13 protein-coding genes are annotated in these 26,239 nt (G+C 69.5%); 8 read left to right on the plus strand and 5 right to left on the minus strand.

Annotated features, from left to right (window positions below; all coding sequences use genetic code 11):
- The first annotated feature begins 45 nt into the window (after positions 1-45).
- The 7 genes from E1218_RS22730 (at position 46) to E1218_RS22760 (ending at position 18,557) form a co-directional block, all read left to right on the plus strand.
- Entirely contained in the window at positions 46-10,113 is a 10,068-nt protein-coding gene (locus E1218_RS22730) for a calcium-binding protein (protein WP_233712395.1), read from the plus strand.
- 115 nt (positions 10,114-10,228) lie between these two features.
- A complete protein-coding gene (gene glgX, locus E1218_RS22735; RefSeq protein ID WP_132323364.1) occupies positions 10,229-12,346 on the plus strand; it encodes a glycogen debranching protein GlgX in 2,118 nt (705 codons plus the stop codon).
- A complete protein-coding gene (treY, locus tag E1218_RS22740; RefSeq protein WP_132323366.1) occupies positions 12,343-14,748 on the plus strand; it encodes a malto-oligosyltrehalose synthase in 2,406 nt (801 codons plus the stop codon). Before glgX ends, treY begins: the two co-directional genes overlap by 4 nt.
- Positions 14,749-16,476, plus strand: a complete 1,728-nt coding sequence (gene treZ, locus E1218_RS22745) for a malto-oligosyltrehalose trehalohydrolase (RefSeq protein WP_132323368.1) — start codon at positions 14,749-14,751, stop codon at positions 16,474-16,476.
- Positions 16,477-16,625: 149 nt separating this feature from the next.
- Positions 16,626-16,832, plus strand: coding sequence for a hypothetical protein (locus tag E1218_RS22750; protein WP_132323370.1), 207 nt, complete (start codon positions 16,626-16,628; stop codon positions 16,830-16,832).
- Between the two features lie 162 nt (positions 16,833-16,994).
- Positions 16,995-17,678, plus strand: a complete 684-nt coding sequence (locus E1218_RS22755; protein ID WP_132323372.1) for a helix-turn-helix transcriptional regulator — start codon at positions 16,995-16,997, stop codon at positions 17,676-17,678.
- 54 nt (positions 17,679-17,732) lie between these two features.
- Positions 17,733-18,557: an SAM-dependent methyltransferase gene (locus tag E1218_RS22760; protein ID WP_132323374.1), complete on the plus strand. Its 825-nt coding sequence runs from the start codon at positions 17,733-17,735 to the stop codon at positions 18,555-18,557.
- Here E1218_RS22760 and E1218_RS22765 read toward each other — a convergent pair.
- Entirely contained in the window at positions 18,547-21,144 is a 2,598-nt protein-coding gene (locus E1218_RS22765; RefSeq protein WP_132323376.1) for a GNAT family N-acetyltransferase, read from the minus strand. The two genes, E1218_RS22760 and E1218_RS22765, sit on opposite strands and share 11 nt — an antisense overlap.
- Positions 21,145-21,293: 149 nt before the next feature.
- On the opposite strand from E1218_RS22765, the gene E1218_RS22770 reads away from it, so the two are divergent.
- Complete coding sequence (locus E1218_RS22770) at positions 21,294-21,746, plus strand: GNAT family N-acetyltransferase (protein ID WP_132323378.1); 453 nt, start codon at positions 21,294-21,296, stop codon at positions 21,744-21,746.
- Here the strand turns inward: E1218_RS22770 and arfA are convergent.
- The 4 genes from arfA to E1218_RS22790 all read right to left on the minus strand — a co-directional run.
- Positions 21,730-23,226 (minus strand): arabinosylfuranosidase ArfA, encoded by a 1,497-nt coding sequence (gene arfA, locus E1218_RS22775; protein WP_132323380.1) that lies wholly within the window; start codon positions 23,224-23,226, stop codon positions 21,730-21,732. The two genes, E1218_RS22770 and arfA, sit on opposite strands and share 17 nt — an antisense overlap.
- Before the next feature lie 30 nt (positions 23,227-23,256).
- On the minus strand, positions 23,257-24,129 hold the full coding sequence (locus E1218_RS22780; protein ID WP_132323382.1) for a carbohydrate ABC transporter permease: 873 nt from the start codon (positions 24,127-24,129) through the stop codon (positions 23,257-23,259).
- On the minus strand, positions 24,129-25,034 hold the full coding sequence (locus E1218_RS22785; RefSeq protein WP_233712396.1) for a carbohydrate ABC transporter permease: 906 nt from the start codon (positions 25,032-25,034) through the stop codon (positions 24,129-24,131). The genes E1218_RS22780 and E1218_RS22785 overlap by 1 nt, the downstream gene beginning before the upstream one ends.
- A gap of 49 nt (positions 25,035-25,083) precedes the next feature.
- Positions 25,084-26,239, minus strand: a 1,156-nt coding sequence (locus E1218_RS22790) for an extracellular solute-binding protein (RefSeq protein ID WP_132323386.1), incomplete at its 5' end; no start/stop codon positions are given.

Below are 26,239 nucleotides of genomic sequence, written 5' to 3' on the forward strand. Positions count from 1 at the left end.
GGGCCGCGTGGGGTGGGAACCATGGGGATGGTCCGTCGTGCTCGCATGCTTGTCCACTCGCGGTTGACGGCCGTCGTCGCCGCCTTCAGCCTCCTGATAGGTCTGGTCGTCTACACGCCTCAGCCCGCCCGTGCGGCCGAGGCCGGAGTGGACGACCTGCTCGCGGCTCTCGGTGCCGGTGGTGAGGCGACCAGCCTCGCCGCGTGGACCTCCGGGTTGGCCTCGATCGACAAGCTGGGTGAACAGCTGCCGCTGGTCGGAGCGAGTCCGGGCGGCCTGCTCGGGCTCAACGACGTCGTTGCCAAGGGCATCGCCGACGAACTCGAGACGGCCGCCGACTTCGGCGACCTGGAGGTCGACGAGCCGATCACGATCGACGGCGACCGCACCGGTCACCTGAAGACGTCGGTGAGCGATCTCGGTGAGGGCAAGAAGCTCGACATCGTCGCCACCGTCGACAAGACCGTGACCAAGCAGGACCTGCGCGTCAGCAGTGCCTCGCCGAAGGTCGAGCTGGCGGTGTCCGACGGCATCACGGTGACGCTGAAGTCGCGGTTCGCCGTGAGCCTGGTGTGGACCGGCATCGCCGACGACAAGGTCTACCTGGTCCGGTCGAGCACCACCCCGCGTCTCGACGTCGACGCGCACGCCGGCATCGACAACGCGACCGCTCAGGCCGCGATCGGCATCCTGGGGGTCTCGCTCACCGGCTCCACGCTCGACGTGGACGCGCACTTCGCCGGCACGGTCAGTGACCCGGACAACGACGGCAAACTCTTCTTCGGGGCCACCGGCGAGCTGGCCCAGCAGGGCTCGCTGGACGGCCTGTTCAGCGTTGGCCTCGACCCGCAGGGCTCGCTCCCGATCGACGACTCGGACCCGAATACCCGTGGCTCCGTCCACGCGACCTTCCAGTTGGGTGCCGCCGCGGCCGGGATTCCCGCCGCCCTGCCGAGCGAGATCAGTACGACGGTCGGCGTCGACTGGAACGACATCGGCACCGGCGCCCCGGACGTCACCGCACCCGACCTCGCCGCGACCGTCGGCCGGTTCCAGAACATGAGCCTGCAGGACCTCGCCGAGGGACTCGCCCAGGTGATCGCCACGCTCACCGCCGTACAGAAGGCGAAGTTCGACCCGGACAAGGAAGGGCCGCTGCCGACGGTCGGTGATCTCGACCTGCCGTTCATGAAGGGCACGCTGGCCGACGCGATCCAGGTCAACCAGGTGCTCAAGGACTTCCTCGCGGCCAACACCGTGCCCGCGCCGGGCCAGCCAGGGTTCGTGCCGGGTGTCACCGATCCGGCCCAGGCAGGCAAGCCGACGTTCACCTCGCTACAGGACCTGTTGAAGAAGCTCGACACCGCGACCGGCATCGACCTCAGCACCCTGGACTGGGACGCGACGGCGAGCAAGCTCGCTCTCACCCTGAACATGAGCAGGACGAGTGCGCAGACCGACCTCGACCCGATCAGCATCGAGGCGTCCGGCAAGGTCGCGACGTACGGTGCGAAGACGCTCACCGTGGCGGGTGCCGGCTGGCAGCCCAACCAGTGGCTCGGCCGCCGAGTGGTCGCCGGTACGTCGGCCGGCGAGGTGGCCGCCAACGACGCCGGCACGATCACGCTGAAGCAGGACTGGATCGGCGGTGCGCCGGCCAAGGACACGCCGTACGTGATCGCCGGCGCCGAACCGCACGTCGGCGCGGTCACGTTCGCGAACCGGATCGATCAGGACGGTCACGGCATCGTCAATGCCAACGCGGACCAGACGTTCGCGAAGGTCACGCCGTCGTTCAGCGCCGCGTTGACGCTCGTGCTGGACCTGCAGGACCCGAAGACCGGCAACGACTGCATCGGCTTCCTCGGCAGCACCCAGGCCTGCCCGTTCACCCAGCACAACGGACCGCTCGACAGCGTCGTGCCGTCGCTGCCGCTGAACACCGACCGCGTCCTGATCCGGACCGGTTCGCCGCTGTTCTCGGCCGACTTCCCGATCGACACCGCAGTGGACCTGACCGCCAACGCCGGCTTCTTCAAGGTGAAGGTCAACGGGCAGCTCAAGGTCTGCAACTCGTCGCTCGCCGAAACCTGCCCCGCCGGTACGCCGACCGGCCACATGCTCACCGTGGGACTCAAGCCCCAAGGCGATCTGCGGATCTCGGAGCTCTTCAAGCAGCTCGTCGACTCGCCCGCCGCGCTGCTGGACGTCGACGTGAACGTCCGCGGGTACGGCGACCTGTCCGTCAGCGTCCCCGAGGCGGAACAGTTCCTGCCCGCCGGCGCGACCACGACGTTCACGGCGAAGTGGACCGATCTTACCGATCCGGACACGCTCTCGCTCGACACCGCCGACCTGGCCGAGATCTTCCGTCTCGACTTCGACGCGGACGACCCGAAGGCGCTGTTCACCGCGCTGATCAAGACGCTGCAGACGTTGTCCGAGCAGCTGGCCGAGGCGAACCCCGGTGCCGGTTCGGGAGTGTACGACCAGGCGATCCCGGGCCTGGGCAAGTCGTTGCGCGACCTGCTGGTCAGCGACGAGTCCAACGCCGGAGCGGGCGTGACCTACGCGGCCGGCACGCTGACCGACGCCACTCGCGCCGGTGACGCCGTGTTCGGGCAGTCGCTGGCCGGCCGGTCGATCGTGGTCGGCAGCCAGGTGGCGATCGTGAAGTCCGTGTCGCCAGACGGGAAGACGCTGACGCTGACCAAGCCGTGGGAGTCGGTTCCGGCGGCAGGTACGGCGTACATGATGCGGTCGGCCCTGGACGACGTCACCGACCAGTTGCTGGCGAACACGCCGGACAGCATCCAGGACGCGGTCGCGCTGCTGAACAAGGCGCTCGGCACGGACAGCGTGAAGTTCCGGTACCTGGAGAAGGACGGCAAGCCGAACCTGGTGCTCGACGTCGACTGGAAGCGGAACTACCGCGCCGCGTCGCCGGTGAAGCTGTCGCTGGGCAGCCTCAACGGCGCAAACCAGACGTTCGCCGGTGCGCAGGCGTCCGGACTGGCCCAGGTGGACGTCGACGGCCGGATCAAGGTCGGCCTGGTCCTCCCGCTCGCCGCGGGTGAAGGCCCGGCCGACGCCGCTGCGCTGAAGGTGCTCGAGGACTCCTCGATCAGCATCGGCGCGAAGGCGAAGCTGGACAACGGCGTCATCCGAGGCGTCGTCGGCCCGTTGTCGATCGCGCTCGGCAACCCGGCGGCCGGGGCCCCGGCCGCGGAGAAGGCGCAGGCCAAGGCGGATCTGAGCATCGCGCTGGCGAAGTCCGGCGCGACCGCGGACACCCCGGTCTCGTTCAGCGACTTCCTCGGTGCGGTCGGCGTGAACTTCAACGCCACCAACGCAACCGTGACCTGTGGCGAGTCGATCACGACGCCGCTGATGGTCTGCGGCAACCTGCCGATCTACCTGAACAACACCGGCACCGAGGCGGGCTGGGCGCCGATCGGCACGATCGCGCTGCGGGTGCCGGACTCGACGAACCCGGCCGACCTGGTCGACCTCGACGACAGCCTTCCGGCCCCGGACGACGCGTTGAAGGAACTGCAGCTGCCCGACGACCTGGACGAGCGGCTCGCCGCCGCGCTGCTCGACTTCACGAACTTCGGTGACGGGATCGAGGGCTACCTGGCCGCGGTCGAGCAGGCGTTCCGTACGGCGAGCCTGCAGGGCAAGCTCCCGTTGATCGGCGCGGACCTGCAGCAGGGCGCCGACTTCATCGGAGACCTGCGGGCGAAACTGCGGGCCTCGATCTGGAACGAGCTACCCGGCGGCGGCCGGCCGGCGAACTCCAAGGAGTTCGCGGACTTCATCAACACCGCGCTCGCGGACGCGCTGGCCGAGGTGAACATCGCGGCCACGGACGTCGAGGTCACCTTCACCTGTACCGAGGCCCTCGAGGTCTGCCCGCTGGACAAGATCACCGGCGCGTTCCTGGACTTCACCGCGCAGCGCGGCAAGGTCACCTCCGCCAAGGGGTGTGAGGACACCGGAGCGCCGAAACCCTGCTACACGACGAACATCCCGCTGGACATCGGCATCCCGGGCCTGGCGCTGCGACAGGGCCCGGACGGGACCGACGGGATCAGCGTCGCGGCCGGTTTCGCGCTGCACTTCCGGCTCGGGCTGACCAGGAACGACGGCTTCTTCGTCAACACCCACGACGGCTGGGGCGCGGAGAACAAGGCCCTGCCTGAGCTACAGGTCGGGCTCGCCTTCGACCTGCCGGACACGATGGTCGCCGAGCTGGCGTTCATCAAGGTCAACGTCGACAAGGCCGACGGCGAAGGACACGACAAGTCGCTGCCGCTGTTCGCGGGAGCGTTCCAGCTCGACCTGAAGGCGCCGGGTGACGGGAGCTGCTTCAAGGGCGACGAGGCCGCCTGTACGCCGAACGAGGACGCGAAGATCAAGTTCGCCGACCTCGGCGCCACCGAGGGTCTGTTCGGCGTCTCGATCAAGGGCGCGTTCGTGCTGGACTGGATCGTCCAGGCCGAGGTGGACTCCGCGTTCCCGGGGGTGCGGGCGAACTTCCAGCTGAAATGGGCCTTCGACAACCAGGCTCCGGACGCCGCGCCGGCGCCGTACATCGCCTTCAAGGACGTCGGGATCAGCGCCGGCACGTTCTTCGAAGGCCTGCTCGGTGACGTGGTCAAGGAGATGAAGCGGGTCACCGGACCGCTCCAGCCGGTCATGGACACGCTCTACGCGCCGATCCCGGTGCTGTCCGACCTGAGCCGGATGGCCGGGGGTGACGACGTCACGCTGATGACGCTGGCGAAGACGTTCAGCACGCTGGCCGGTGGGCCGAAGCTGGACTTCGTCGACACGATCAAGGCGGTCATCGAGTTCATCAACCGGCTGCCCAGTTGCAACGCGGCCGATCCGAACGACTGCTACGTCCCACTGGGCGATTTCGAGATCGCCGGGGACAAGGCGCTCACCACCAGCAACTCCCCGACCACCGCGGACAAGATGTACGCCAAGGTCACCGAGAAGTCGCCGACCGAGATCAAGTCGGCGCTGAACAGCAAGAACGACAACCCGAACGCCGCCGGGCACCCGGTCTTCGGCGGGACCGGGCTGGCCGCGGAGAAGGGCGACGCGGAGAAGTCCGGGTTCAGCTTCCCGATCCTGGAGAAGCCGGCCACCGCCTTCAACCTGCTGATGGGCGGCGACGTGACGCTGGTCGAGTTCGACTCCGGCCCGCTCACCCTCGGCTTCAGCTGGCGGCAGTCGTTCGGCCCGGTGTACGCACCGCCGCCGGTGTTCGTCACACTGGCCGGATCGGCGTCGGTGAGCCTGCGGATCGTGGCCGGCCTGGACACCTACGGCATCCGCAAGGCGGTCGAGGCGGCCCAGAACGGTACGCCGGTCGACGCGGTCGACGTCCTGGACGGCCTGTTCTTCAAGACCGTGGACGACGCCGGCGCACCGCTCCCGGTCGTCCAGCTCACCGGTGAGATCGCGGCCGGTGCGGCGGTCAGCGCGGTGATCATCACCGTCGGCATCGAGGGCGGCGTGCGGCTGACCATCGGCTTCTACTGGAACGACCCGAACAAGGACGGCAAGTTCCGGGTCGGCGAGTTCCTGCACGCGGCGCTGAACAACCCGCTCTGCCTGTTCACGGTCAGCGGCCGGTTGTCGCTGTTCCTGCGGGTGTACGTCACCATCGGCGTGAGCATCTTCTCGGTGTCGTTCAGCTTCACCTTGGCCGACGTGACCCTGCTCGACTTCTCGGTGGCACCGGACTGCGAACCGCCGCCGCCGAAACTCGGCGGCACGGTCGGCGACACGCTCGTGGTGTTCGCCGGGAAGTTCGGCAAGAACACCGAGCGCGGCGCGCCCTGGTCGAACGACGCCGAGGCGGTGGAGAAGGACACCGTCAAGGTGGTCTCGCTGCACTACGCGCAGACCACGGCCGACCCGGGCGGTGCCAACGGCGACTTCGACGGCTTCGCGGTGGAGATGCTGGGCGAACGCCGCGAGTACCTCGACCCGAACCTGAAGCGGGTCGTGGTCGACGGCGAGGACTACGCCAAGCCGATGGCGATCACGTTCGTCGGCGACGGCAAGAAGGACACCGGCGGCGCGGCGGGTGACAGCCCGGCGATCTTCGACAAGGACGCGGTCGTGATCGGCGGCAAGGCGGCCGACACGATCACCACCGGACGCGGGCTGTCGTACGTCGACGGCCGCGGTGGCGACGACGTCATCGTCACCGGTGACACCGGCGGTGCGGACTCGAAGGCCGTGGTGGCCGGTGGTCCGGGCAAGGACACCGTCACGGTCGGCAACGGCGACGGCAAGGTCAGCGGTGACGCGTCGCTCGGCAACGCCCGGGTGGAGCGCACGGTGACGCACAACGCCCAGGACGGTGGCGGGACCAGGAAACTGGACGGTGTCTTCAACTGGGAGGCGATCGCCGACCCGACCACGCAGGCCGATGGGCCGCTGCCCGGCGACGACACGATCGGGCTCGGCCTCGGCACGAACAAGGCCCGCGGCAACGCCGGCGACGACAAGCTGGGGGTGGCGGCCGACGCGCCGGACGGGTCGAGGAAGGCCGGCGTGAACACGCTGGTCGGTGACGGTGGCAGCGACCGGATCACCGGCGGTTCCAACGCGGACCGGATCTTCACGGCGGCCGAGGGCGAGTTCGGCGTCGACGCGGCCGGTCCGGCCGACGGGGACGCGGTCAACACCGTCGACACCGGCACCGGTAACGACCAGGTCTGGGGCAGTGACGCGATCGAGACCGTGACCAGTCACTCGCTGGGCGACCAGGGCGCGACGATCCGGGGCGGCGGCAAGAACGACGTCCTGACCGGCGGCTACGGAACCGACGCGGTGTACGGCGGTCCCGGTGACGACTACGTGATCGCGGAGCCGGCGGCCGTCGGTGACGTGAAGGGGACCGACAAGGTCAACGGGGTGGAGTTCGGCCCGCTGCGTGCGGTCGAGAGGCAGCCGTTGCCGGCCGGGGTGCAGTCCAACCCGAAGACTCTTGTCGGCGGTCTGGGCAACGACCACATCTACGGCGGCGACGGGCCCGCGACGGTCTTCGGTGACCAGCGGATCGACGCGGAGAAGTGTGCCGCGGGTACGCCGGTCACCTCCGACCCGGTCGGCGAGACCACCAGCGAGGGCACCGGTGACGGCAACGACCGGATCATCGGCGGCGCCGCGGTGGACACGGTCTCGGCCGGTGGCGCGGACGACCTGGCCGAACTTGCCGGCGGCAACGACCTCGTCTGTGGGCAGCAGGGTCGCGACACGTTGCGCGGTGGCGGCGACGCGGACTCGGTGTGGGGTGGCTCGGACGCCGACGTGCTGTACGGCGACGCCGGGGCTGACCAGGTCTTCGGCAACACCGGCGACGACACCCAGTACGGCGGTCTCGACCCGGATGTTGTCGAAGGCAACAATGGCAAGGACTGGATCACCGGCGGTGACGGCGACGACGTGGTGTACGGCGGAACCCGCGCGGCCGGCCGCGCCGACACCGGCGACGACGACCTGTACGGCGATCTCGGCAACGACCGGCTGATCGGTGACAACGGAACCGTCGGCGAGCTCGCCGTACCGCTGGACCTCGACGGTGCGACTCCGGCCGCGGGCTCGGGCGACCGGATCCGCGGTGGCGACGGCGACGACACGGCGTACGGCGGACTGGGCAGCGACGTCGTGGACGGGAACGGCGACGACGACCACCTGGAGGGCAACAACGCCGCCGACGTGGTGCACGGCAACGCCGGTGAGGACGTCATCGCCGGTGGCTCGTTCGAGGAGGCCGCGGACGGGGTCGGACGACCGGACGCGGGTGACCTGCTGTTCGGTGACGAAGGGCCCGACCTGCTGGCCGGTGACAACGCGGTCCTCGCGCTGACCACCGATCCGGCCGCGACGACCCCGGTCACGAGGCAGCGCGGCTTCCAGAGCGGACACGTGGTGACGCTGCTCGACCTCGGGCTGACTCCGGTGGCGAACACGTCCGGCAACGACCAGGTGTCAGGTGGCGACGGTCAGGACGTGCTCTACGGCCAGGGCGGGGCGGACCGGGCCAAGGGTGACGGAGACGACGACTACGTCGAGGGTGGTCAGGCGAGCGACTGGGTCGAAGGCGACCTGGGCGACGACGACCTGGTCGGTGGCAGCTCTACTCCGCTGAGCGGTTCGACCGGCCAGCAGGACACCGCGGACGCCGTCTTCGGTGGGCCGGGCGACGACGTGGTCACCGGTGACAACGCCGCTGTGCTGCGGCCCGCCGCCGGTCAGACGCCGACGCGGGCGACAGTCCGGCTCGGCACCGAGGGCGGTGCGCCGATGGCCGCGCGCATCGTGAGTCGCTACGACCTCGCGGCACTGCCACCGGCCGACCGGTTCGGGGCCGACCGGATTTCGGGCGGTGACGGTGTGGACGTCCTGTACGGCCAGGACGGTGGCGACTTCATTTCCGGCGGCGCCCGCGCGGACTATGCCGAGGGCAACGGTGGCGCGGACGTGATGCGGGGTGACCTGTCGCTGGCCGGTGACTCACCGTTCACCACGGTGCAGCCGCTCGCCGACCCGGGCTGGCCAGGTACGGCGAGCGCGGCCGCCCTGCTGGAGGGTGCGACCGCACCCGACGGTCAGGACGATCTGATCGGCGGCAGCTCGGCCAAGGGCTTCCGCGACACCGGTGACACGATCGAGGCCGACGGCGCGGACGACGTCGTACTGGGTGACAACGGGTCGCTGATGCGGACCATCACCGGTGCGACCGAGCGGGTCTACGCGGACCGCTACCCGAACGGGACGCCACCGGCCGACGCGACGGTGGCCCGGACACACGATCCGGATCTAGGTGACCCGAGCACGCGGTTCTGCACGGAGGCGCAGGCGACATGCGAGGTGGCCGGAGCGTTCGGCGCCGACACCCTGTACGGCGAAGCCGGCGACGACGGTGTCTGGGGTCAGGACGGCGACGACACCGTCTTCGGCGGACAGGACGACGACGACCTGTACGGCGAGCTCGGTGACGACACCGTCTTCGGTGAGGACGGCGAGGACGCGATCCTCGGCGACCGCGGCGGCGTGGTGAACCAGTACCTGGACACCGGCGACAGCCCGGCCCAGTTCAGTTTCACGATGAGCTCGCCGCCGGCCGAGACCTACGTCGGCTTCCGGCGGACGGCGTACGACCGCCGGGTGGACCTCGAGCACGACGTCGACGGCGACCAGTGGATCGGCGCCGTGGCCGCCGCCGAGATGCCGCACGACGGCATCGCCGAGGGCGGCCGCGACCGGCTTCGCGGCGGTGCCGGCGCGGACAACATCCACGCTGGGTACGGCGACGACCTCGCCAACGGCGACAGCGGCGGCGACCAGGTCTTCGGTGCCGACGGCGAGGATGTGCTGTGGGGCGGCAAGGGCTGTGACCCGGTGCTGGACGGGGCGACACCCGACTGCCTGAAGGACGGCGTGTTCGACCCAGACGCGCGCGGGACGAACGACCGATTCGTGGACCGTGTCTTCGGTGGCGTCGGCGAGTCGGACGCGGCCAAGCAGGACGTGGCCGGGTCGGATCTGCTCGACTTCAACCCGCGCGGTTCCTTCCCCGGCAACTGTGCACCGGGCGACTGGCCGGTCACGACCGACGGGGCCACGGTCGACCCGTGCCTGTGGTTCCAGCTGACCGGCAAGGACGACGACACGGCCGACCCGGCGACGTTGGCGAACAACAGCCATCACCAGGGCACGGACTGGATCTACGGCGGCTGGGACCGGGACGTGATGCAGGCCGACGTGGCCCAGAACGGGCCGAACCCGGGTGACCGGCTGATCGACTGGAACGGTGCTTACAACCTGTACACGCACTGCAACGCGGCGTACGGCGGATTCAACGACGTCCGGCAGCACTCACCGGCGATGCGCGACTTCCTCACCACGGTGGCGTGGGGGTCGGGCGCAGGCCGGACAGCCGCCGACGTCACGACGGCCGGCACGTCGGCGTATCGGGAGCTCGCCTTCGCTTACAACCCCGACTACAACACCCACGCGGTCGGGCCGGCGTACCCGGGGACTCCGGGTCACTTCGACGAGCCGGTGGCCTGCTCCGACTGATCGATCCGGTGCGCCGGGCCGCGGTGGTGAGCGGTCCGGCGCACGTGGGTGAACTCTCAGGAGCAAATCACCCCGCCATGCATGCGATGGGGGTGGAGGTGGCTACTGTCATCAGGTGCAGAAATGGCCTGGTCGTTCTTATCCCCTCGGCGCCACGTACGACGGCTCCGGGACGAATTTCGCGGTGTTCTCGGAGGTTGCCGAGCGTGTTGATCTTGCCCTGATCGGCGACGACGGGGCCGAGCAGTTGGTGCAGTTGACCGAGGTGGACGGGTTCGTGTGGCACGCGTACCTGCCGTCGATCGAGCCCGGGCAGCGGTACGGGTTCCGGGTGCACGGGCCCTACAACCCGGCCGACGGGCACCGGTGCAACCCGTCGAAGCTGCTGCTGGACCCGTACGCGAAGGCCATCGACGGCCAGATCGACGGCGACGAGTCGCTGTTCAGCTACCGGTTCGGCAAGCCGGACGAGCTGAACACGATGGACAACCGCGAGCACACCATGCTGTCGGTGGTGACGAACCCGTTCTTCGACTGGGGCACCGACCGCCCACCGGGGCACGCGTACCACGAGACGGTGATCTACGAGGCGCACGTCAAGGGCCTCACCAAGACCCACCCGGCGCTGCCGGAGGACATCCGCGGCACGTACGCCGGGATGAGTCACCCGGCCGTGATCGAGCACCTCAAGGAGCTCGGGGTGTCGGCGATCGAACTGATGCCGATCCACCAGTTCGCCCAGGACGGCCACCTGCAGGAGCGCGGGCTGTCGAACTACTGGGGCTACAACACCATCGGCTTCTTCGCGCCGCACAACGACTACGCCGCCGGCGGCACCCGCGGCCAGCAGGTGACCGAGTTCAAGACGATGGTGAAGGCGCTGCACGAGGCGGACATCGAGGTCATCCTCGACGTGGTCTACAACCACACCGCCGAGGGCAACGAGTTCGGCCCGACACTGTCGTTCAAGGGCATCGACAACGCGGCGTACTACCGGCTGGTGGACGCCGACAAGCGGCACTACTACGACACCACCGGCACCGGCAACAGCCTGCTGATGCGGCACCCGCACGTGCTCCAGCTGATCATGGACTCGCTGCGGTACTGGGTGACCGAGATGCACGTCGACGGCTTCCGCTTCGACCTTGCGGCCACGCTGGCCCGGCAGTTCCACGAGGTCGACCGGCTGTCGGCGTTCTTCGACCTGGTCCAGCAGGACCCGGTGGTCAGTCAGGTGAAGCTGATCGCCGAGCCGTGGGACGTCGGCGACGGCGGCTACCAGGTGGGGAACTTCCCGCCGCTGTGGACGGAGTGGAACGGGAAGTACCGCGACACCGTGCGGGACTTCTGGCGCGGCGAGAAGTACACGATGGCCGAGTTCGCGTCCCGGCTGACCGGGTCGTCGGACCTGTACCAGGACGACAGCCGCCGCCCGCTGGCCAGCATCAACTTCATCACCGCCCACGACGGCTTCACCCTGCGCGACCTGGTGTCGTACAACGACAAGCACAACGCGGCCAACGGCGAGGACGGCAAGGACGGCGAGAGCCACAACCGCTCCTGGAACTGCGGTGTCGAGGGCGAGACCGACAACGCCGAGGTGCTCGAGCTGCGGGCCCGGCAGCAGCGCAACTTCCTCACCACGCTGCTGATCTCGCAGGGCGTGCCGATGATCGCCCACGGCGACGAGCTCGGCCGCACGCAGGGCGGCAACAACAACGTCTACTGCCAGGACAACGAGATCGCCTGGGTCGACTGGGAGCTGACCGACGCGCAGAAGGACCTGCTCGAGTTCACCGGCTCGCTGGTCCGGCTGCGCAACAATCACCCGGTGCTGCGCCGGCGCCGGTTCTTCCACGGCGACACCGGTGTCGACGGCCTCGGTGACCTGGTGTGGTTCACTCCGATGGGCACCGAGATGCAGAACGGCGACTGGACCCGGGACGACGCCCGCGCGATCGCCGTGTTCCTGAACGGCGACGCGATCTCGGAGCCGGACCCGCGCGGGGAGCCGGTGGTGGACGACTCGTTCCTGATCCTGCTGAACAGCAATCACGAGCCGCTCGACTTCCTTCTCCCGCCCAAGGAGTACGGCGACGACTGGCGCGTGGTGGTGGACACGACGACGGCGAAGAACGGCTCCGACGACGAGCCGCACCCGGCCGGCAGCACGATCCGGCTGGAGGCCCGCAGCACGCTGGTCCTGACCCGCCTGCGGCAGGCGGCCGGATGAGCCAGGTTCCGCAGGCGACCTACCGGCTGCAGGTGCATGCCGATTTCGGGTTCGACGACGCGGCCGCGGCCGTCCCGTACCTGCACAGCCTCGGGATCTCGCACGCCTACCTGTCCCCGATCCTGCAGGCCGCGCCCGGTTCCCTGCACGGGTACGACGTCGTCGACCACAGCCGGCTGTCCGAGCCGGCCGGCGGACGGCCCGCGTTCGACCGACTGGCCGCGCGGCTGGCCGAGCACCGGATGGGTGCGGTGGCCGATGTCGTCCCGAACCACGTGGCGGTGCCGACGCCCGCCCGGCTGAACAAGGCGTTGTGGTCGGTGTTGAGGGACGGGCCGGGGTCGCCGTACGCGGAGTGGTTCGACGTCGACTGGGGTTCGGGGAACCAGCCGTTGCTGATGGCCGTGCTGGGTCAGCGGATCGGCAAGGTGCTCGCGGACGGCGAGCTCTCGATCGACGGCGACGTACTGCGCTACTACGAGCACGAGTTCCCGTTGCGCCCGGGCACCGAGGACCTGCCGATCGCGGAGCTGGTGACCGAGCAGTGGTACCGCCTGGCCCACTGGCGGGTCGCCGACGAGGAACTGAACTACCGGCGCTTCTTCGACGTCGACACGCTCGCGGCTGTCCGGGTGGAGACGCAGGAGGTCTTCGAAGCCACGCACGAACTACTGCTCGAGCTCCTGCACGAGGGGAAGCTCAACGGCTTCCGCATCGACCACCCGGACGGCCTGGCCGACCCGCGGGGGTACCTGCGCCGGCTGGCCGAACGGACCGGCGGCGCGTGGGTCGTGGTGGAGAAGATCCTCGAAGGCAGTGAGGAACTGCCCCGTGACTGGCCCTGCGCCGGCACGACCGGGTACGACGCCCTGCTGCGCGTCGGCGGCCTCTTCGTCGACCCGGCGGGTGCGGCACCACTCGCAGCGTTTCACTCCGAGCTGACCGGCGAGCCGGCCGACTTCGCGCCCGTGGTGGAGGAGGCGAAGCGTGAGGTCGTGCAGCACGGCCAGTACGCCGAGGTGCACCGGCTGGTGGAGTTGCTCGCCCGCATCTGCCAGGACGACGTCCGCCTGCGCGACCACACTCGGCGCGCGTTCCACGAGGTCGTGGTGGAGTTGCTCGTCCACTTCGAGATCTACCGGGCGTACGTCGTACCGGGAGAGCAGCCTGGACCGGCAGCGGTGCGGGCACTGGAGCGGGCGGCCGAGAAGGCACGGGAGAACCTGGACGCGGACCGGCGGGAGACACTGGACGTCGTCCAGGACCTGCTGCTCGGCCGGGAGACCGGGACGGCGAGCCGGATCGACGAGCACGCCCGGCACGAGCTGATCGTCCGGTTCCAGCAGACGTGCGGTCCGGTGATGGCCAAGGGGGTCGAGGACACCGCGTTCTACCGCTGGTTCCGGCTCGCGTCGCTCAACGAGGTCGGTGGCGATCCGGAGCACTTCGGGGTCACGCCGGAGCAGTTCCACGCGTACGCGGCCCGGCTGAACCAGCACTGGCCGAAGACGATGACGACGCTCTCCACGCACGACACCAAGCGATCGGAGGACGTGCGGGCGCGGCTCGGCGTGCTGTCCGAGCAGTCTGCTGCCTGGTCGGAGGCGGTCCGTGAATGGCGGCGGTTGTCCGAGGACCACAGGAGCCCGTTGCTGGACGGCAGCACGGAGTACCTGTTCTGGCAGACGCTCTTCGGCACCTGGGACGACGGCCCGCTGCCCGAGGACCGTCTGCAGGCCTACCTCCTCAAGGCGATCCGCGAGGCCAAGCGCCGCACCACCTGGACCTCACCGGACGACGAGTACGAGCAGGCCGTCGCCGGCTTCTGCACGTCGGTCCTCGCCGACACCGCGGTGCTGGACTCGGTACGGCGCTTCGCCGCCCGCCAAGCCGAGTTCGTCAGGGCCGCTACGCTCGGGCAGAAGCTGGTGCAGTTGACGATGCCCGGCGTACCGGACGTGTACCAGGGCTCCGAGCTGGTCGACCTGTCCCTCGTCGACCCGGACAACCGGCGGCCGGTGGACTACCAGCACCGGATCGACCGGCTGCGCCGGCTGGACGAGGGCGCCAAGCCGGACGACCTCTCGGACGAGAAGCTGCTCGTCACGGCGCGGGCACTCCGCATCCGCCGGCAGTACCCGGACGCCTTCGCCGGCAGCTACGCCCCGCTGCCGACCTCGAACGGTCACGCGGTCGCCTTCGCCCGCGGCGACGCGGTCATCACCGTCGCGACCCGCCTGCCGGCCGCGTTGCACCGGCTCGGTGGATGGGGCGAGAGCACGGTGGTGTTGCCGAGCGGTGAGTGGAAGAACGTGTTGACCGGCCGTGTCGTGGGTAGTGGAGCAGCCCGGATCCATGAGCTGCTGGAGGACCTCCCGGTGGCGTTGCTCGTAAGGAACTGAATGCATACCTTCCGCGTCTGGGCACCTGCCGCCGAGTCGGTCGACCTGGTTCTGCGCGACGGCGTCCTGCCGCTGCGCTTCGCCGCCGAGGGCTGGTGGGAGCGGAAGGTGGTCGAGGCCCACCACGGCACCGAGTACGCGTTCGCCGTCGACGGCAGCGAGCCGCTGCCCGACCCGCGCAGCGCCTGGCAGCCCGACGGAGTGCACGGCTTCAGCCGGGTGTTCGACGGGGACCGCTTCCACTGGACGGACGGCGACTGGACCGGTCGCGACGTTCGTGGATCGGTGTTCTACGAGTTGCACATCGGCACCTTCACGCCCGAAGGCACGCTGGCGGCAGCCGCGGAGCACCTCGACCACCTGGTGGCGCTCGGCATCGAGGTGGTCTCGCTCATGCCGGTCGCCGCGTTCCCGGGGACGCACGGCTGGGGGTACGACGGTGTGCACCTCTACGCCGTGCACGAGCCGTACGGCGGACCGGAAGCGCTGCAGTGGTTCGTCAACCGGTGCCACGAGGCCGGCCTGGCCGTGTGCCTCGACGTCGTCTACAACCATCTCGGGCCGAGCGGGAACCGGCTGGCCGAGTTCGGGCCGTACTTCACCGACAAGCACTCGACTCCGTGGGGCCCGGCGGTCAACCTGGACGACACCGGCAGCACCGAAGTGCGCCGGTGGATCTGCGACAACGCGCTGCGGTGGTTCCGGTCGTTCCACATCGACGCTTTGCGGCTGGACGCCGTACACGCGCTGGCCGACGACAGCCCGACGCACGTGCTGGCGCAGCTGTCGTCGGAGACGGCCGCGTTGTCGGAGCAGCTCGGTCGCCCGCTGGGGCTGGTGGCCGAGTCGGATCTGAACGACCCGCGGATGGTCGAGCCGGTGGACGAGGGCGGTCTGGGGATGACCGCGCAGTGGAGTGACGACTTCCACCATGCGCTGCACACGTTGCTGACCGGTGAGCGGGCCGGGTACTACGTGGACTTCGGTGAGCCCGGGGTGTTCGCCAAGACGCTGACCCAGGTGTTCCTGCACGACGGGTCGTACTCGACGTTCCGCGGTCAGGACTGGGGCCGGCCGGTCGACCCGGCCCGGCACCGCGGCGGTGCGTTCCTCGCCTACATCTCGAACCACGACCAGGTCGGCAACCGTGCCCTCGGCGACCGGCCCGGGCTGACGCCCGGACAGCTCGCGATCGGCGCCGCGCTCGTCCTCACCTCGCCGTACACGCCGATGCTGTTCATGGGTGAGGAATGGGGCGCGTCGACGCCGTGGCGCTACTTCACCGACCACCAGGAGCCCGAGCTGGCCGAGGCGGTCCGGACCGGTCGCCGGCGGGAGTTCGCCGAGCACGGCTGGGACGCCGACGAGATCCCGGACCCGCAGGACCCGGAGACCTGGCGCAGCTCGGTCCTCGACTGGTCCGAGCTGGACCGGCCGCCGCACGCCGAACTGCTCGCCTGGTACCGCGACCTGCTCGCGCTGCGGGCCCGGACGCCGGAACTGCGCGACGACCGGCTGGCCTCGGCCGGCATCGCGTACGACGCCGGCGGCGACTGGCTCGTGGTCTCCCGCGGCCGCTTCCGGATCGTGGTGAACCTGGCCGCCGACGAGCTCGTGGTGCCGGTCGACGGTGTCCCGTCGTACCAGGTGATGGCCTTCGGCACGGCGGATCCGGTGCCGGACGGTATCCGGACGTCGGGACAGGGCGTAGCGATCTTCGCCGTCTGACACCGCAGATTTGTGCCGGAACCGAACAGATTCGGCTGTTCAAATCCGTTTGTCGGTGGGGATTTCCGGATTTGCTTGTGTCGCAGGCCACTCGTGACGGACTGTGGAATCCGCCAGCAGGGGTAGCGGGGGTTGACGGGAGGGCAGGGATGACAGTCGGAGGCGTCGACACTTACTACGACTACGAAGAGAAGCAGTGGAAGAGCCGCAGGCTGGGTGGCGGTCCGATCCGCCGCGGCCCGGTGTGCCCGGCACCACGGACCACTGAGCACGCTGTGCACGAAGCATCGCGCGAGCGGCATCCGGCCGGCCGCGACCTCCACACCAGGGACGAGAAGAAGTCCGTTCTCGGCTGACCAACCCGGTGACAGGGCGGCCAGACCAGGTCACCGACAGCCTCGAAACCACCACAGCGGCCGTCGAGCCGGAACCCGACGGCCGCTGCGGCATGCATGCTCCGAGCCCGCCGTGGCCCGCGTGTCATCAAAATGTCATCGCTGCGGCGGATCCTGTGCGTCATGAACGGTCACCTGACTGTCACGACGCTGAACCGCCCGCACGGATTCCACCAGATCCCCGCCCACCGCGGCATCGCCGAGTTGCTGGCGACCGCCGAGGACGAGGTGATCGCGATGAGCAACCTCGCCCCGGCCGGTCCCGGCTTCGGTCCGCGCGAGGTCCGGCCAGGTTTGCGCTACCGGGCGCTGTACCCCGACACCGCGCGCACCGCTCCCACCGCTGGTCGGCATTTGGGCGCGATGTCGCTCGCCGGTGTCGCCGTGCGGACCGTGCCGTACGTTCCGATGAACGCACTGGTCATCGACGGCTCGGTCGCCGTGTTGCCTGCGGACACGGCGAACGGCAGTGTCGCCGTCCTGCGGCTGACCGGTGTGGTCACCACGGCCGTCGAGCTCTTCGAGCGGATCTGGCCGGACGCCGTGCCGCTCTCGGTTGACGAGCTGCCTGACGACACCGAGCTGTCCGTCCGGGAGCAGGAGTTGCTGCGGCTGCTCGCCCTGGGAAGCACCGACGAGGTCGCCGCCGACCAGCTCGGCATCTCGGTGCGGACGGTCCGGCGGATGGTCGCCCAGATCATGCACCGGCTGGGCGCGCGCAGCCGGTTCCAGGCCGGCGTCAAGGCCGCCGATCGAGGCTGGCTGCGCGTCAGGGCGGCTGACGGGCCGGGGGCGGCGACGGCGTAGTCCCCGTATCGCTTAGAGTGATTGAGGTCAATTCCGGAACGGAGGACCGCCGCGATGGCCGAGGGACACGAGCAGGTGCCGGACAAGGCGCCGTACCCGGGCTTCGACATGAGCAAGCCGAGTATCGCGCGGACGTACGACTACCTGCTCGGCGGCAAGGACAACTTCGCCGTCGACCGCGCGTTCGGCGACAAGTTCGTCCACGACCTGCCCGGCTCCCGGCAGATCGCGCTGGACAACCGGGCCGCGCTGATCCGGGCGATCCGCGAACTGGTCTCGAACAGCCGGGTCCGGCAGTTCGTCGACCTGGGCAGCGGCCTGCCGACGGCCGACAACGTGCACCAGGTCGCCCAGCGGTACGACCCGGAGGCCAAGGTCGTGTACGTCGACAACGACCCGATCGTGCTCGCGCACGGCCGCGCGCTGCTGGCCGAGAACAGCAACACCACCGTCATCCAGGCCGACCTGCGGACGCCGAAGGCGATCTACGACCACCCGGACACCCGCCGGCTGATCGACTTCGGGCAGCCGGTCGCGGTCGTCTTCAGCGCGACCCTGCACCACGTGAACGACGACGAGGACCCGGCCGGCCTGGTCAGGTTCTGGGCCGAGCGGATCCCGTCCGGCAGCTACGTGTTCATCAGTCACTTCCGCAGTGAGAACGACCCGCGCAGCCAGGAGCTCGAGCAGGTCCTGCAGGGATCGCTCGGCCGCGGCCGGTGGCGCACCGACGAGCAGATCCTGGACCTGCTCGGCCACGGCTTCACCGTCCTGGAGCCGGGGCTGGTCCCGGCCGTCGAGTGGCGCAACCCGCACTTCGTGGACGACCTGACCGACTGGCAGCGACTGATCGCCGCCGTGCTGGCCGTCAAGGACTAGCGGACAGGTAGCGCTCGCGGGTGAGGAAGGCCAGTTGGGCGTCCTTGACGGTGCCGTCGGGGAGGGTGATCTTGACCTCGGGGCCGGGAGTGAAGCCCTGACGGTGGAAGCGGTCGATGGCTCGGTCGTTGCGGACGTCGGGGTCGACGACGACGCGGGGGTGGCCCAGGTGGACGAAGACGAACCGGCCGACCACCGCGAGCAGGTTGCCGGTGAAGTTGGGGCGCGGGGCGCCGGGCGCGATCAGGAAGTGTAGGCCGAGGTCGCCGGCCACGACGTCGTACGCCGCCCCGACCGGATCGGCCTGCGGGTCGTAGGTCTGCAGCAGCGCCATCGGTACGTCGTCCAGGTGGACGAGGTACACGTGGTGCGTCGGCACCGAGTCGAGGAACCGGTAGATCTCGGCGATTCCGTCCCGGGACAGGTGGCCCATGCCCCAGAACTGCGCCCGCTCGGCCGACAGCCAGCTGTGGATCAGGTCGAGGTCGCGGTCCGGATCCGCCTCGACGATGCGCACCGCACCCAAGCCGTCGACCACCTGCTCGAACGAGGTCTGCACCCGGGTGAGCTCCCCCTGCACGGGTGCGAGCCGCCCGCGGAGCCAGAGCGGAAGCTGATCGTGGTGGTGCGGATCCCCGGGGACGCCGGATGCCCCCAGCGGGACGACCCAGCCGCTGGCTGAGCGGTCCGCGAGGTCGAAGGCGTACCGCGCCGCCGAAGCACGGACGCACACGTCGGTGAGACCGGGCAGGCTCGACGTCGACAGGACGCAGTGATGATCGCCCGACAGCCCGAGGTCCATCGGCTCCTCGCCCGGCGCGAACACCGGGAACCGCAGCTCGTGCAGCGGTGCGAGTTGGTGGGTCTCACCCCACGGCGGCCGCGGCTTGCGTGCGGCGACCTCCTCGAGTGCCTCCCGGGCCAGCCAGCTCACGTCGATTTCGGGCAGCAGGTCGGTGCCGAGCAGGTTCTCCAGCGCGTACGAGGTCTGGGTGAGGATGTCGATCCAGGGCAGGAACAGCTCCGGGCACCCGGCAGCACCTTCCAGTACGCCGAAGTGGTCGGCCAGCCGGGTCACCAAAGCCTTGCGCACCGCGGCGAACGCAGACGCGGTCGTGCTCGCGGCGTCCATGTGCCGGTCCCACGCGAGCAGCTCGGTGCGCAGGGAAAGGGCTTCCGGCGACAGCTCCACCAGGCCTCCCAGCAAATCCAGCACACTCCCCGCCGAGCCGAGGTAGGTGTCGGTGTGGATCGACGGCATCTCGTCCACCGACCAGGCCGATCGCGCCGTCAACAAGGCGCGGATCCGGCCGGAGCGGTGCGGCGCCGCGAACTCGACGCCCAGCGGTGCGGCCAGTTCGCGTGCGTTCGCCATCACCGCCGGACCGTCGACGGCCGCCCGGGGCATCGACTCGTGCCAGCCCTGCCACTGGTGCTCCGGCGCCCAGGCGGGAACGACACGCAACCGGTTCGCGTGGTCACGCGCCGGCACGAGGCCGGCGATCCGGTGCAGCAGGCCGCCGGACGTGTCCGCCGCCAGCACGACGTTGACCGGCTCCACCCAGGCCTCGAGGGCGGCGTCGAGGCCGGCGACAGTGGTTGCCCGAAGCAACTTCGGCATCGCCTCGAAGCCGAGCCGGCCGGTCACCCGGGGCGGGTACCGCAGGCTGACGGTCTGCTCGGCGGTGTCGATGATCACCGGACCCCGTTCGGTCTCGATCACCTCGACCTCGATCGGGTCGGCGCCGGCCACCGCGACCACTTCGGTGTGCACGGATGCCGGCTTCCAGCCGTCGGGGCCGAGCGCCTCGACCGTCGAGCCCGTCCGCCGCAGCTGCTCGGCGTACAGGTCCTGGTAGTCCGACATCGCGTTGGTGATCGCCCACGCGACCGTGCCGGTGTGGCCGAAGTGCGCGATCCCCGGAACACCCGGTACGGCGAGGCCGAGCACGTCGAACTCCGGGCAGGTGAGCCGGATCTGCTGGTAGATGCCCGGGCTCTCGATGTACCGGTGGGGGTCGCCGGCGATGATCGCCTGGCCCGACACCGTGTGTGAGCCGGGGATCAGCCAGCCGTTGCTGCCCGCAGTGTGCGGACCCTCGGACGAGAACAGGTCGATCGCCTCGTCGCCGAGGTGCCGCGCGACATGGCTGCGCCACAGCTTGGTCGGGAAGCCGGCGAACAAGATGTGGATCGAGAGCCACACCCCGAGCGGGGCCCAGGGCTCCCACTCCTGGGTCGTCAGGCCGGTCTGCCCGAACTCGGGCGCGCGGGCGGCCCCGGCCGGCATCGCGTGGTTGACGCCCGCGACGTACGCCTCGATCCACTCGCGGGTGTCGTCGTCGAGCGACTCGAAGCAGCGCTGCGCGGTGTCGGCGAGCCGGGACTGGCGGGCGAACACGTCCCACGGCGCCTCCTCCGGGCCGACGAACTCGGCGCACGTGCCGAGGAACCGGCGGCGCTGGAGCTCCAGTTGCCAGGCCCGGTCCCGGGCGGCATCGACGCCTTGCAGGTAGGCCAGCGCCAACGGGTCTCCGGCGTGCAGGTGCGGTACGCCGTAAGCGTCCCGGAAGACCCGAGCGTTCACTGCAGTCCTCGCTTCAGTTAGGTAGGGGCCAACTTACAAGGCAACAAGGTGTGGCGTAACGGCCGACCACGCGGACGCTCACCTCGTACGTCCTGAAGGACCTGGCCGTTGCCGAAGCACCGGGTGAAGGCGCTGGGATACTGGCGTGCGTGATCGAACCCCTCGACGTCACCGACCGCGCCCTGGCCGAACGGCTGCTGGAGATCCAGCATCGCGCGTACGCCGTCGAGGCCGAGCTGATCGGCTTCGACGGCATCCCGCCGCTGCAGGAGGACCTCGACGGCCTGATGGCGTCCACCGAGCACTGGCTGGGCCGGTACGACGACGAGACCCTGGTCGGCGCGGTCGCGTACGAGCTGCCCGACGACGACACCGTCGACATCACTCGGCTGATCGTCGACCCCGCGCACGCCCGCCGCGGCCACGGACGGGCACTGCTGGACCATCTCGACAAGGTGGAGCCGCGGCGGACGAGCCTGGTGTCGACCGGTACGGCGAACACCCCGGCGGTCACTCTCTACACGTCCCGCGGTTACCACGAGACCGCGCGGATCGAGGTCGCGCCGGGGGTCACGGTCACACGGTTCAGCCGGCGAGGCTGAACGCGGCCCAGCTGACCGCCGGCAGGGTGACGGTCAGCCGGCCGTCGACCAGCTTGGCGTCGGCCGCCTGCGGGGTGACGCGGTCCGGGTGGTCGGCGGAGTTCGTCGCCAGCCCGTCCTCGTCGTGGATGGCCAGGCCCTCGGCGATGCTGAACACGCCGGCGCGGCTGACGTCGACGGACACCTCGACAGGGCCCTCGGTGGACCGGTTGACCAGGAACACGGCCAGCCTGCCCTCGTCGTACGTCGCCACCGCGTCGACGGCCGCGATGTCGCCGTACCGGGCGGTGCTGACCGTCGGTGAGTCGGTCTCCACCCGCAGCACCTGGCCGGCCGCGAGCCGGGAGGTGATCGCGAACGGGTGGAACGTGGGCTGGCGCCAGGCCGGGCCGCCGCGCTCGGTCATGATCGGCGCGATCACGTTCGCCAGCTGCGCCAGGCAGGCGACTCCGACCCGGTCGCTGTGCCGGAGCAGCGAGATCAGCAGGTTGCCGACGACCACGGCATCGGTGACGTTGTACTCGTCCTCGATCCGCCGCGGCGCGACCGACCAGCCGTCGCTGTCCTCGTCGGTCCGGCGGGACCGGTCGCCGTACCAGACGTTCCACTCGTCGAAGGAGATGTGGATCTTCTTCGAGCTCTTCCGCTCCGCGCCGACCGCGTCCGCGGTCGCGGTGACGGCGTCGATGAAGCGGTCCATGTTGACCGCCGACCCCAGGAACGACGCGGTGTCGCCGTCGTCGTTGCCGTAGTACGCGTGACAGGAGATGTAGTCGACGAAGTCGTACGTCTCCCGCAGGACGGTCTGCTCCCAGCTGCCGAAGGTCGGCATCCTGGACGACGACGAGCCGCAGGCGACCAGTTCCAGGCCGGGCTCGATCATCCGCATCGCCCGCGCGGTCTCGGCCGCCATCCGGCCGTACTCCTCGGCCGTCTTGTGGCCGATCTGCCAGGGGCCGTCCATCTCGTTGCCCAGGCACCACAGTTCGATCCCGTAGGCCGACGCGCCGTGCTGCTCACGCAGGTCCGACAGCGCCGTGCCGCCCGGGTGGTTCGCGTACTCCTGCAGGTCGAGCGCCTCCTGTACCCCGCGGGTCCCGAGGTTGATCGCCATCATCGGCTCGACGCCGGCCTTGGCGCACCAGCGGATGAACTCGTCCAGGCCGAACTCGTTCGTCTCCACGCTGTGCCAGGCGAGGTCGAGCCGGCGTGGCCGGCCCGCGCGCGGACCGACGCCGTCCTCCCAGCGGTAGCCGGAGACGAAGTTGCCGCCGGGGTAGCGGACGACCGACACCCCGAGCTCCCGGGTCAGCTCGAGGACGTCCTTGCGGAAGCCGTCCTCGTCGGCGGTCGCGTGACCGGGTTCGTAGATACCGGTGTAGACACAACGACCCATGTGCTCGACGAACGTGCCGAAGGTCCGGCGGCGCACGGGCGCGATCGTGAACGCGGGGTCGAGGGTGATGGTGGCAGAAGGCACCAGGTTGCTCCTGTCGTGGTGGTTGGTGAGCTATCCCTTGATGCCCGCGTCGCCGACGCCCCGGACCACGTGCCGCTGGAACAGGGCGAAGACGATGAGCAACGGGAGTCCGCCCAGCACGGCCGAGGCCATGATCTGGGCGTAGCGCAGGCCGTACGAGCCCTGCACGTTGGCCAGGCCGACCGGGATCGTCATCATCGACGGGTCGGTGGTCACGATGAACGGCCAGAGGAAGTTGTTCCAGGCCCCGATGAAGGTGAAGATGCCGACGGCGACGAGGATCGGCCGCGACATCGGCACCATCACGCTCCAGACGATCCGCCAGCGGGTCGCGCCGTCCACCCGGGCGGCGTCCTCGTAGTCGCGGGAGATGCCGTCGAAGAACTTCTTCAGCACGAACACCATCACCGGCGCGACCACCTGCGGCAGCACGATGCCCCAGTAGGTGTCGACCAGGCCGAGTCCGGTCATCTCCTGGAACAGCGGCACGATCAGCACCTGCGGCGGCACCAGGATGCCGGCGATCATCAGTCCGAACAGCACCCGCCGGCCGGGGAACTCGGTCCGGGAGAACCCGTACGCCGCCAGCACCGAGACCAGCAGGGTCAGCGCCGTCACCAGCACCGCGACGATCGTGCTGTTCAGGAACCAGCGGAGCAGGTCACCCTGGTCGATCACACCCTGGTAGGCCGCCAGGGTCGGTGCCTCTGGCAACCAAGTGATCGGCGTCCGGGTGGTCTCCGGTTCGGGTTTCAGCGACGTGTCCAGGGCCCACAGCAACGGCACCAGCCAGATCGCGGCCAGGATCACCGCGCCGACGACGCTCGCCACCTTGGGGAAGTTCCACCGCGGTTCCACCGGCCCGGAGTTCCGGGTTGTCGCAGGCAACGTCACGGCGGCCATCAGCGCACCTCCTTGCGGCCGGAGAACAGTCTGAACTGCAGCACCGAGACGATCACGATGATCACGAAGAACAGATACGAGATCGCCGACGCATAGCCGATCCGGTAGTTGGTGAAGCCGTTCTGGTAGATGTACTGCACGATCGGCCGGGTCGCGTAGTTCGGCCCGCCGTCGGTCATCAGGTAGATCTGGTCGAAGATCATCAGCGACGCCACCAGTTGCAGGACGACGATCAGGCCGGTGGTGCGGCTGAGCAACGGCAGCGTGATCCGGAACAGCTTCTGCCGCCCGTTCGCGCCGTCGATCGCGGCCGCTTCGTAGATCTGGGCCGGAATCCCCTGCAGGGCGGCGAGGTAGAGCAGGAAGTTGAATCCGACCGTCCACCAGACGGTCGTGATCACCACCGCCAGCATCGCCCGGTTCTCGGTGTTCAGCCAGTCGATCTCGGCGAAACCGCCGGCCGTCAGCAGACCGTTCACCAGGCCGAAGCCGGGCTGGTAGATCCAGACCCAGATCAATGACACGACGGTCGCGGGCAGCACGAACGGAGCGAAGTACGAGAACCGCAACAGCCAGCCCAGCAAGCCCTGGCGGTTCGCCAGCAGGGCCATCACGAGCGCGATGACCACCAGCGGCGGGGCGCTCATCGCGGTGAAGACGAAGGTGTTCTTCAGCGACGACCAGACGGCCGGGTCGCCGAACATCTCCCGCCAGTTCTGCAGACCGAGGAATTCACCTCTGACCCCGGCGAGACTGGTGTTGAAGAAGCTGTTCCAGAGGCCGGAGAAGGTCGGCCAGAGGAGGAAGAGGGCGAACAGCAGCAGGAACGGCGCGACGAAGAACAGCCCCGCCCAGCGTTCCTTCCACGGCTGCCCGGTCTCGGACGGCGCCGACCGCGTCGGCATACCGGATGCTTCCCGGGTTGGTGTCTGCACGGCCATGTGTGACCTCCTGTCAGACCGGGGACGGGGTGTCGAGCAGTGTCTGGGTGGCGGCCTTGAACTGCGCGAGCGCAGCCTTCGGTGTCGCCTGGCCGGAGAAGACGCCGCTGAAGGCGGCGCCGGCTTCTTCCTGCAGCTGCGCGCCGGATCCGCTGAACCACGCGTTCGGGTCGAACAGCACGTCGGGCGCGACACCGCGGTACTCCGCCTGCGGCTCCAGGCTCAGGTACTCCTGGCTCTGCACCACCGGCTGGTACGACGGAATGTGCCCACCGGCCGCCCAGGCCGCACTGTGCTTCAGCATCCAGGCGATGTACTCGACCGTCGCCTTGGTGTCGTCCTGGCTCCGGTTCGACTGGTGCGGCAACACGAAGGTGTGCGCGTCACCGGCGAACTTCGGTACGTCGTACACGACCGGGAACGGCGCCATGCTGAACGGCATCTTCGCGGTCTGGTACGTCGTCACCTCCCACTCCCCGTTGAAACTCAGGCCGACGTCGCCACTGGTGAACTGGGCGACCAGCGCCGGATAGTTGGCCGACCGCGGGACCAGGCCGTCGGCGGCGAGTTTCGCCATCAGCTCGAGGGCCTCCAGCGCCTTCGCGTCGTCGAGGACCAGCTCGGTGCCGTCCTCGTCGAAGAACTCCCCCTCGAGCTGGCCGTAGAGCGTCCACCACATCCGCCACGGGTTGGTGGTCTCGATCGAGGCGCCGTACTTGCCGGTGGTGTCCTTGACCGCCGCCAGCATCTCCACGAACGCATTCACTCCCTGGACGGGCTTGATCCGGCCGTCGGTGCCGAGTAGCCCGGCCTTCTGGCAGATCTCGGTGTTGTAGTAGAGGACGAACGGGTGCAGGTCGAGGGGTACGGCGTAGAGCTTTCCGTCGACCACGCAGCGGTTCCACGTCTCGGGCAGGAAGTCGGACTCGCGGATGCCGGCCTCGTTCAGCAGGTCGACCGGGATCGGGTCGAGCATCGTGGCCGGGCTGAACCCCTTCAGCCGGGACAGGTGAAGGGTCGCCACCTCAGGCGCCCGGCCGCCGGCCGCCGACATCGCCAGCTTGGTGTAGAACGGCGGGCCCCAGGCCAGGGTGTGCGCCTCGAACCGGACGTCCGGGTGTTCGGCGACGTACTGCTCGTGGATCTGCAGGAGGCGGGCACCGTCGCCG

The sequence above is a fragment of the Kribbella turkmenica genome, from assembly GCF_004348725.1.
In the GTDB taxonomy this organism is placed as follows: Bacteria; Actinomycetota; Actinomycetes; order Propionibacteriales; family Kribbellaceae; genus Kribbella; species Kribbella turkmenica.

Coding starts and splice junctions, on each gene's coding strand:
- E1218_RS22730 (WP_233712395.1), top strand. CDS start 46: ATGCTTGTCCACTCGCGGTTGACGGCCGTCGTCGCCGCCTTCAGCCTC.
- treY (WP_132323366.1), top strand. CDS start 12,343: ATGAGCCAGGTTCCGCAGGCGACCTACCGGCTGCAGGTGCATGCCGAT.
- treZ (WP_132323368.1), top strand. CDS start 14,749: ATGCATACCTTCCGCGTCTGGGCACCTGCCGCCGAGTCGGTCGACCTG.
- E1218_RS22750 (WP_132323370.1), top strand. CDS start 16,626: ATGACAGTCGGAGGCGTCGACACTTACTACGACTACGAAGAGAAGCAG.
- E1218_RS22755 (WP_132323372.1), top strand. CDS start 16,995: ATGAACGGTCACCTGACTGTCACGACGCTGAACCGCCCGCACGGATTC.
- E1218_RS22760 (WP_132323374.1), top strand. CDS start 17,733: ATGGCCGAGGGACACGAGCAGGTGCCGGACAAGGCGCCGTACCCGGGC.
- E1218_RS22780 (WP_132323382.1), bottom strand. CDS start 24,129: ATGGCCGCCGTGACGTTGCCTGCGACAACCCGGAACTCCGGGCCGGTG.
- E1218_RS22785 (WP_233712396.1), bottom strand. CDS start 25,034: ATGCCGACGCGGTCGGCGCCGTCCGAGACCGGGCAGCCGTGGAAGGAA.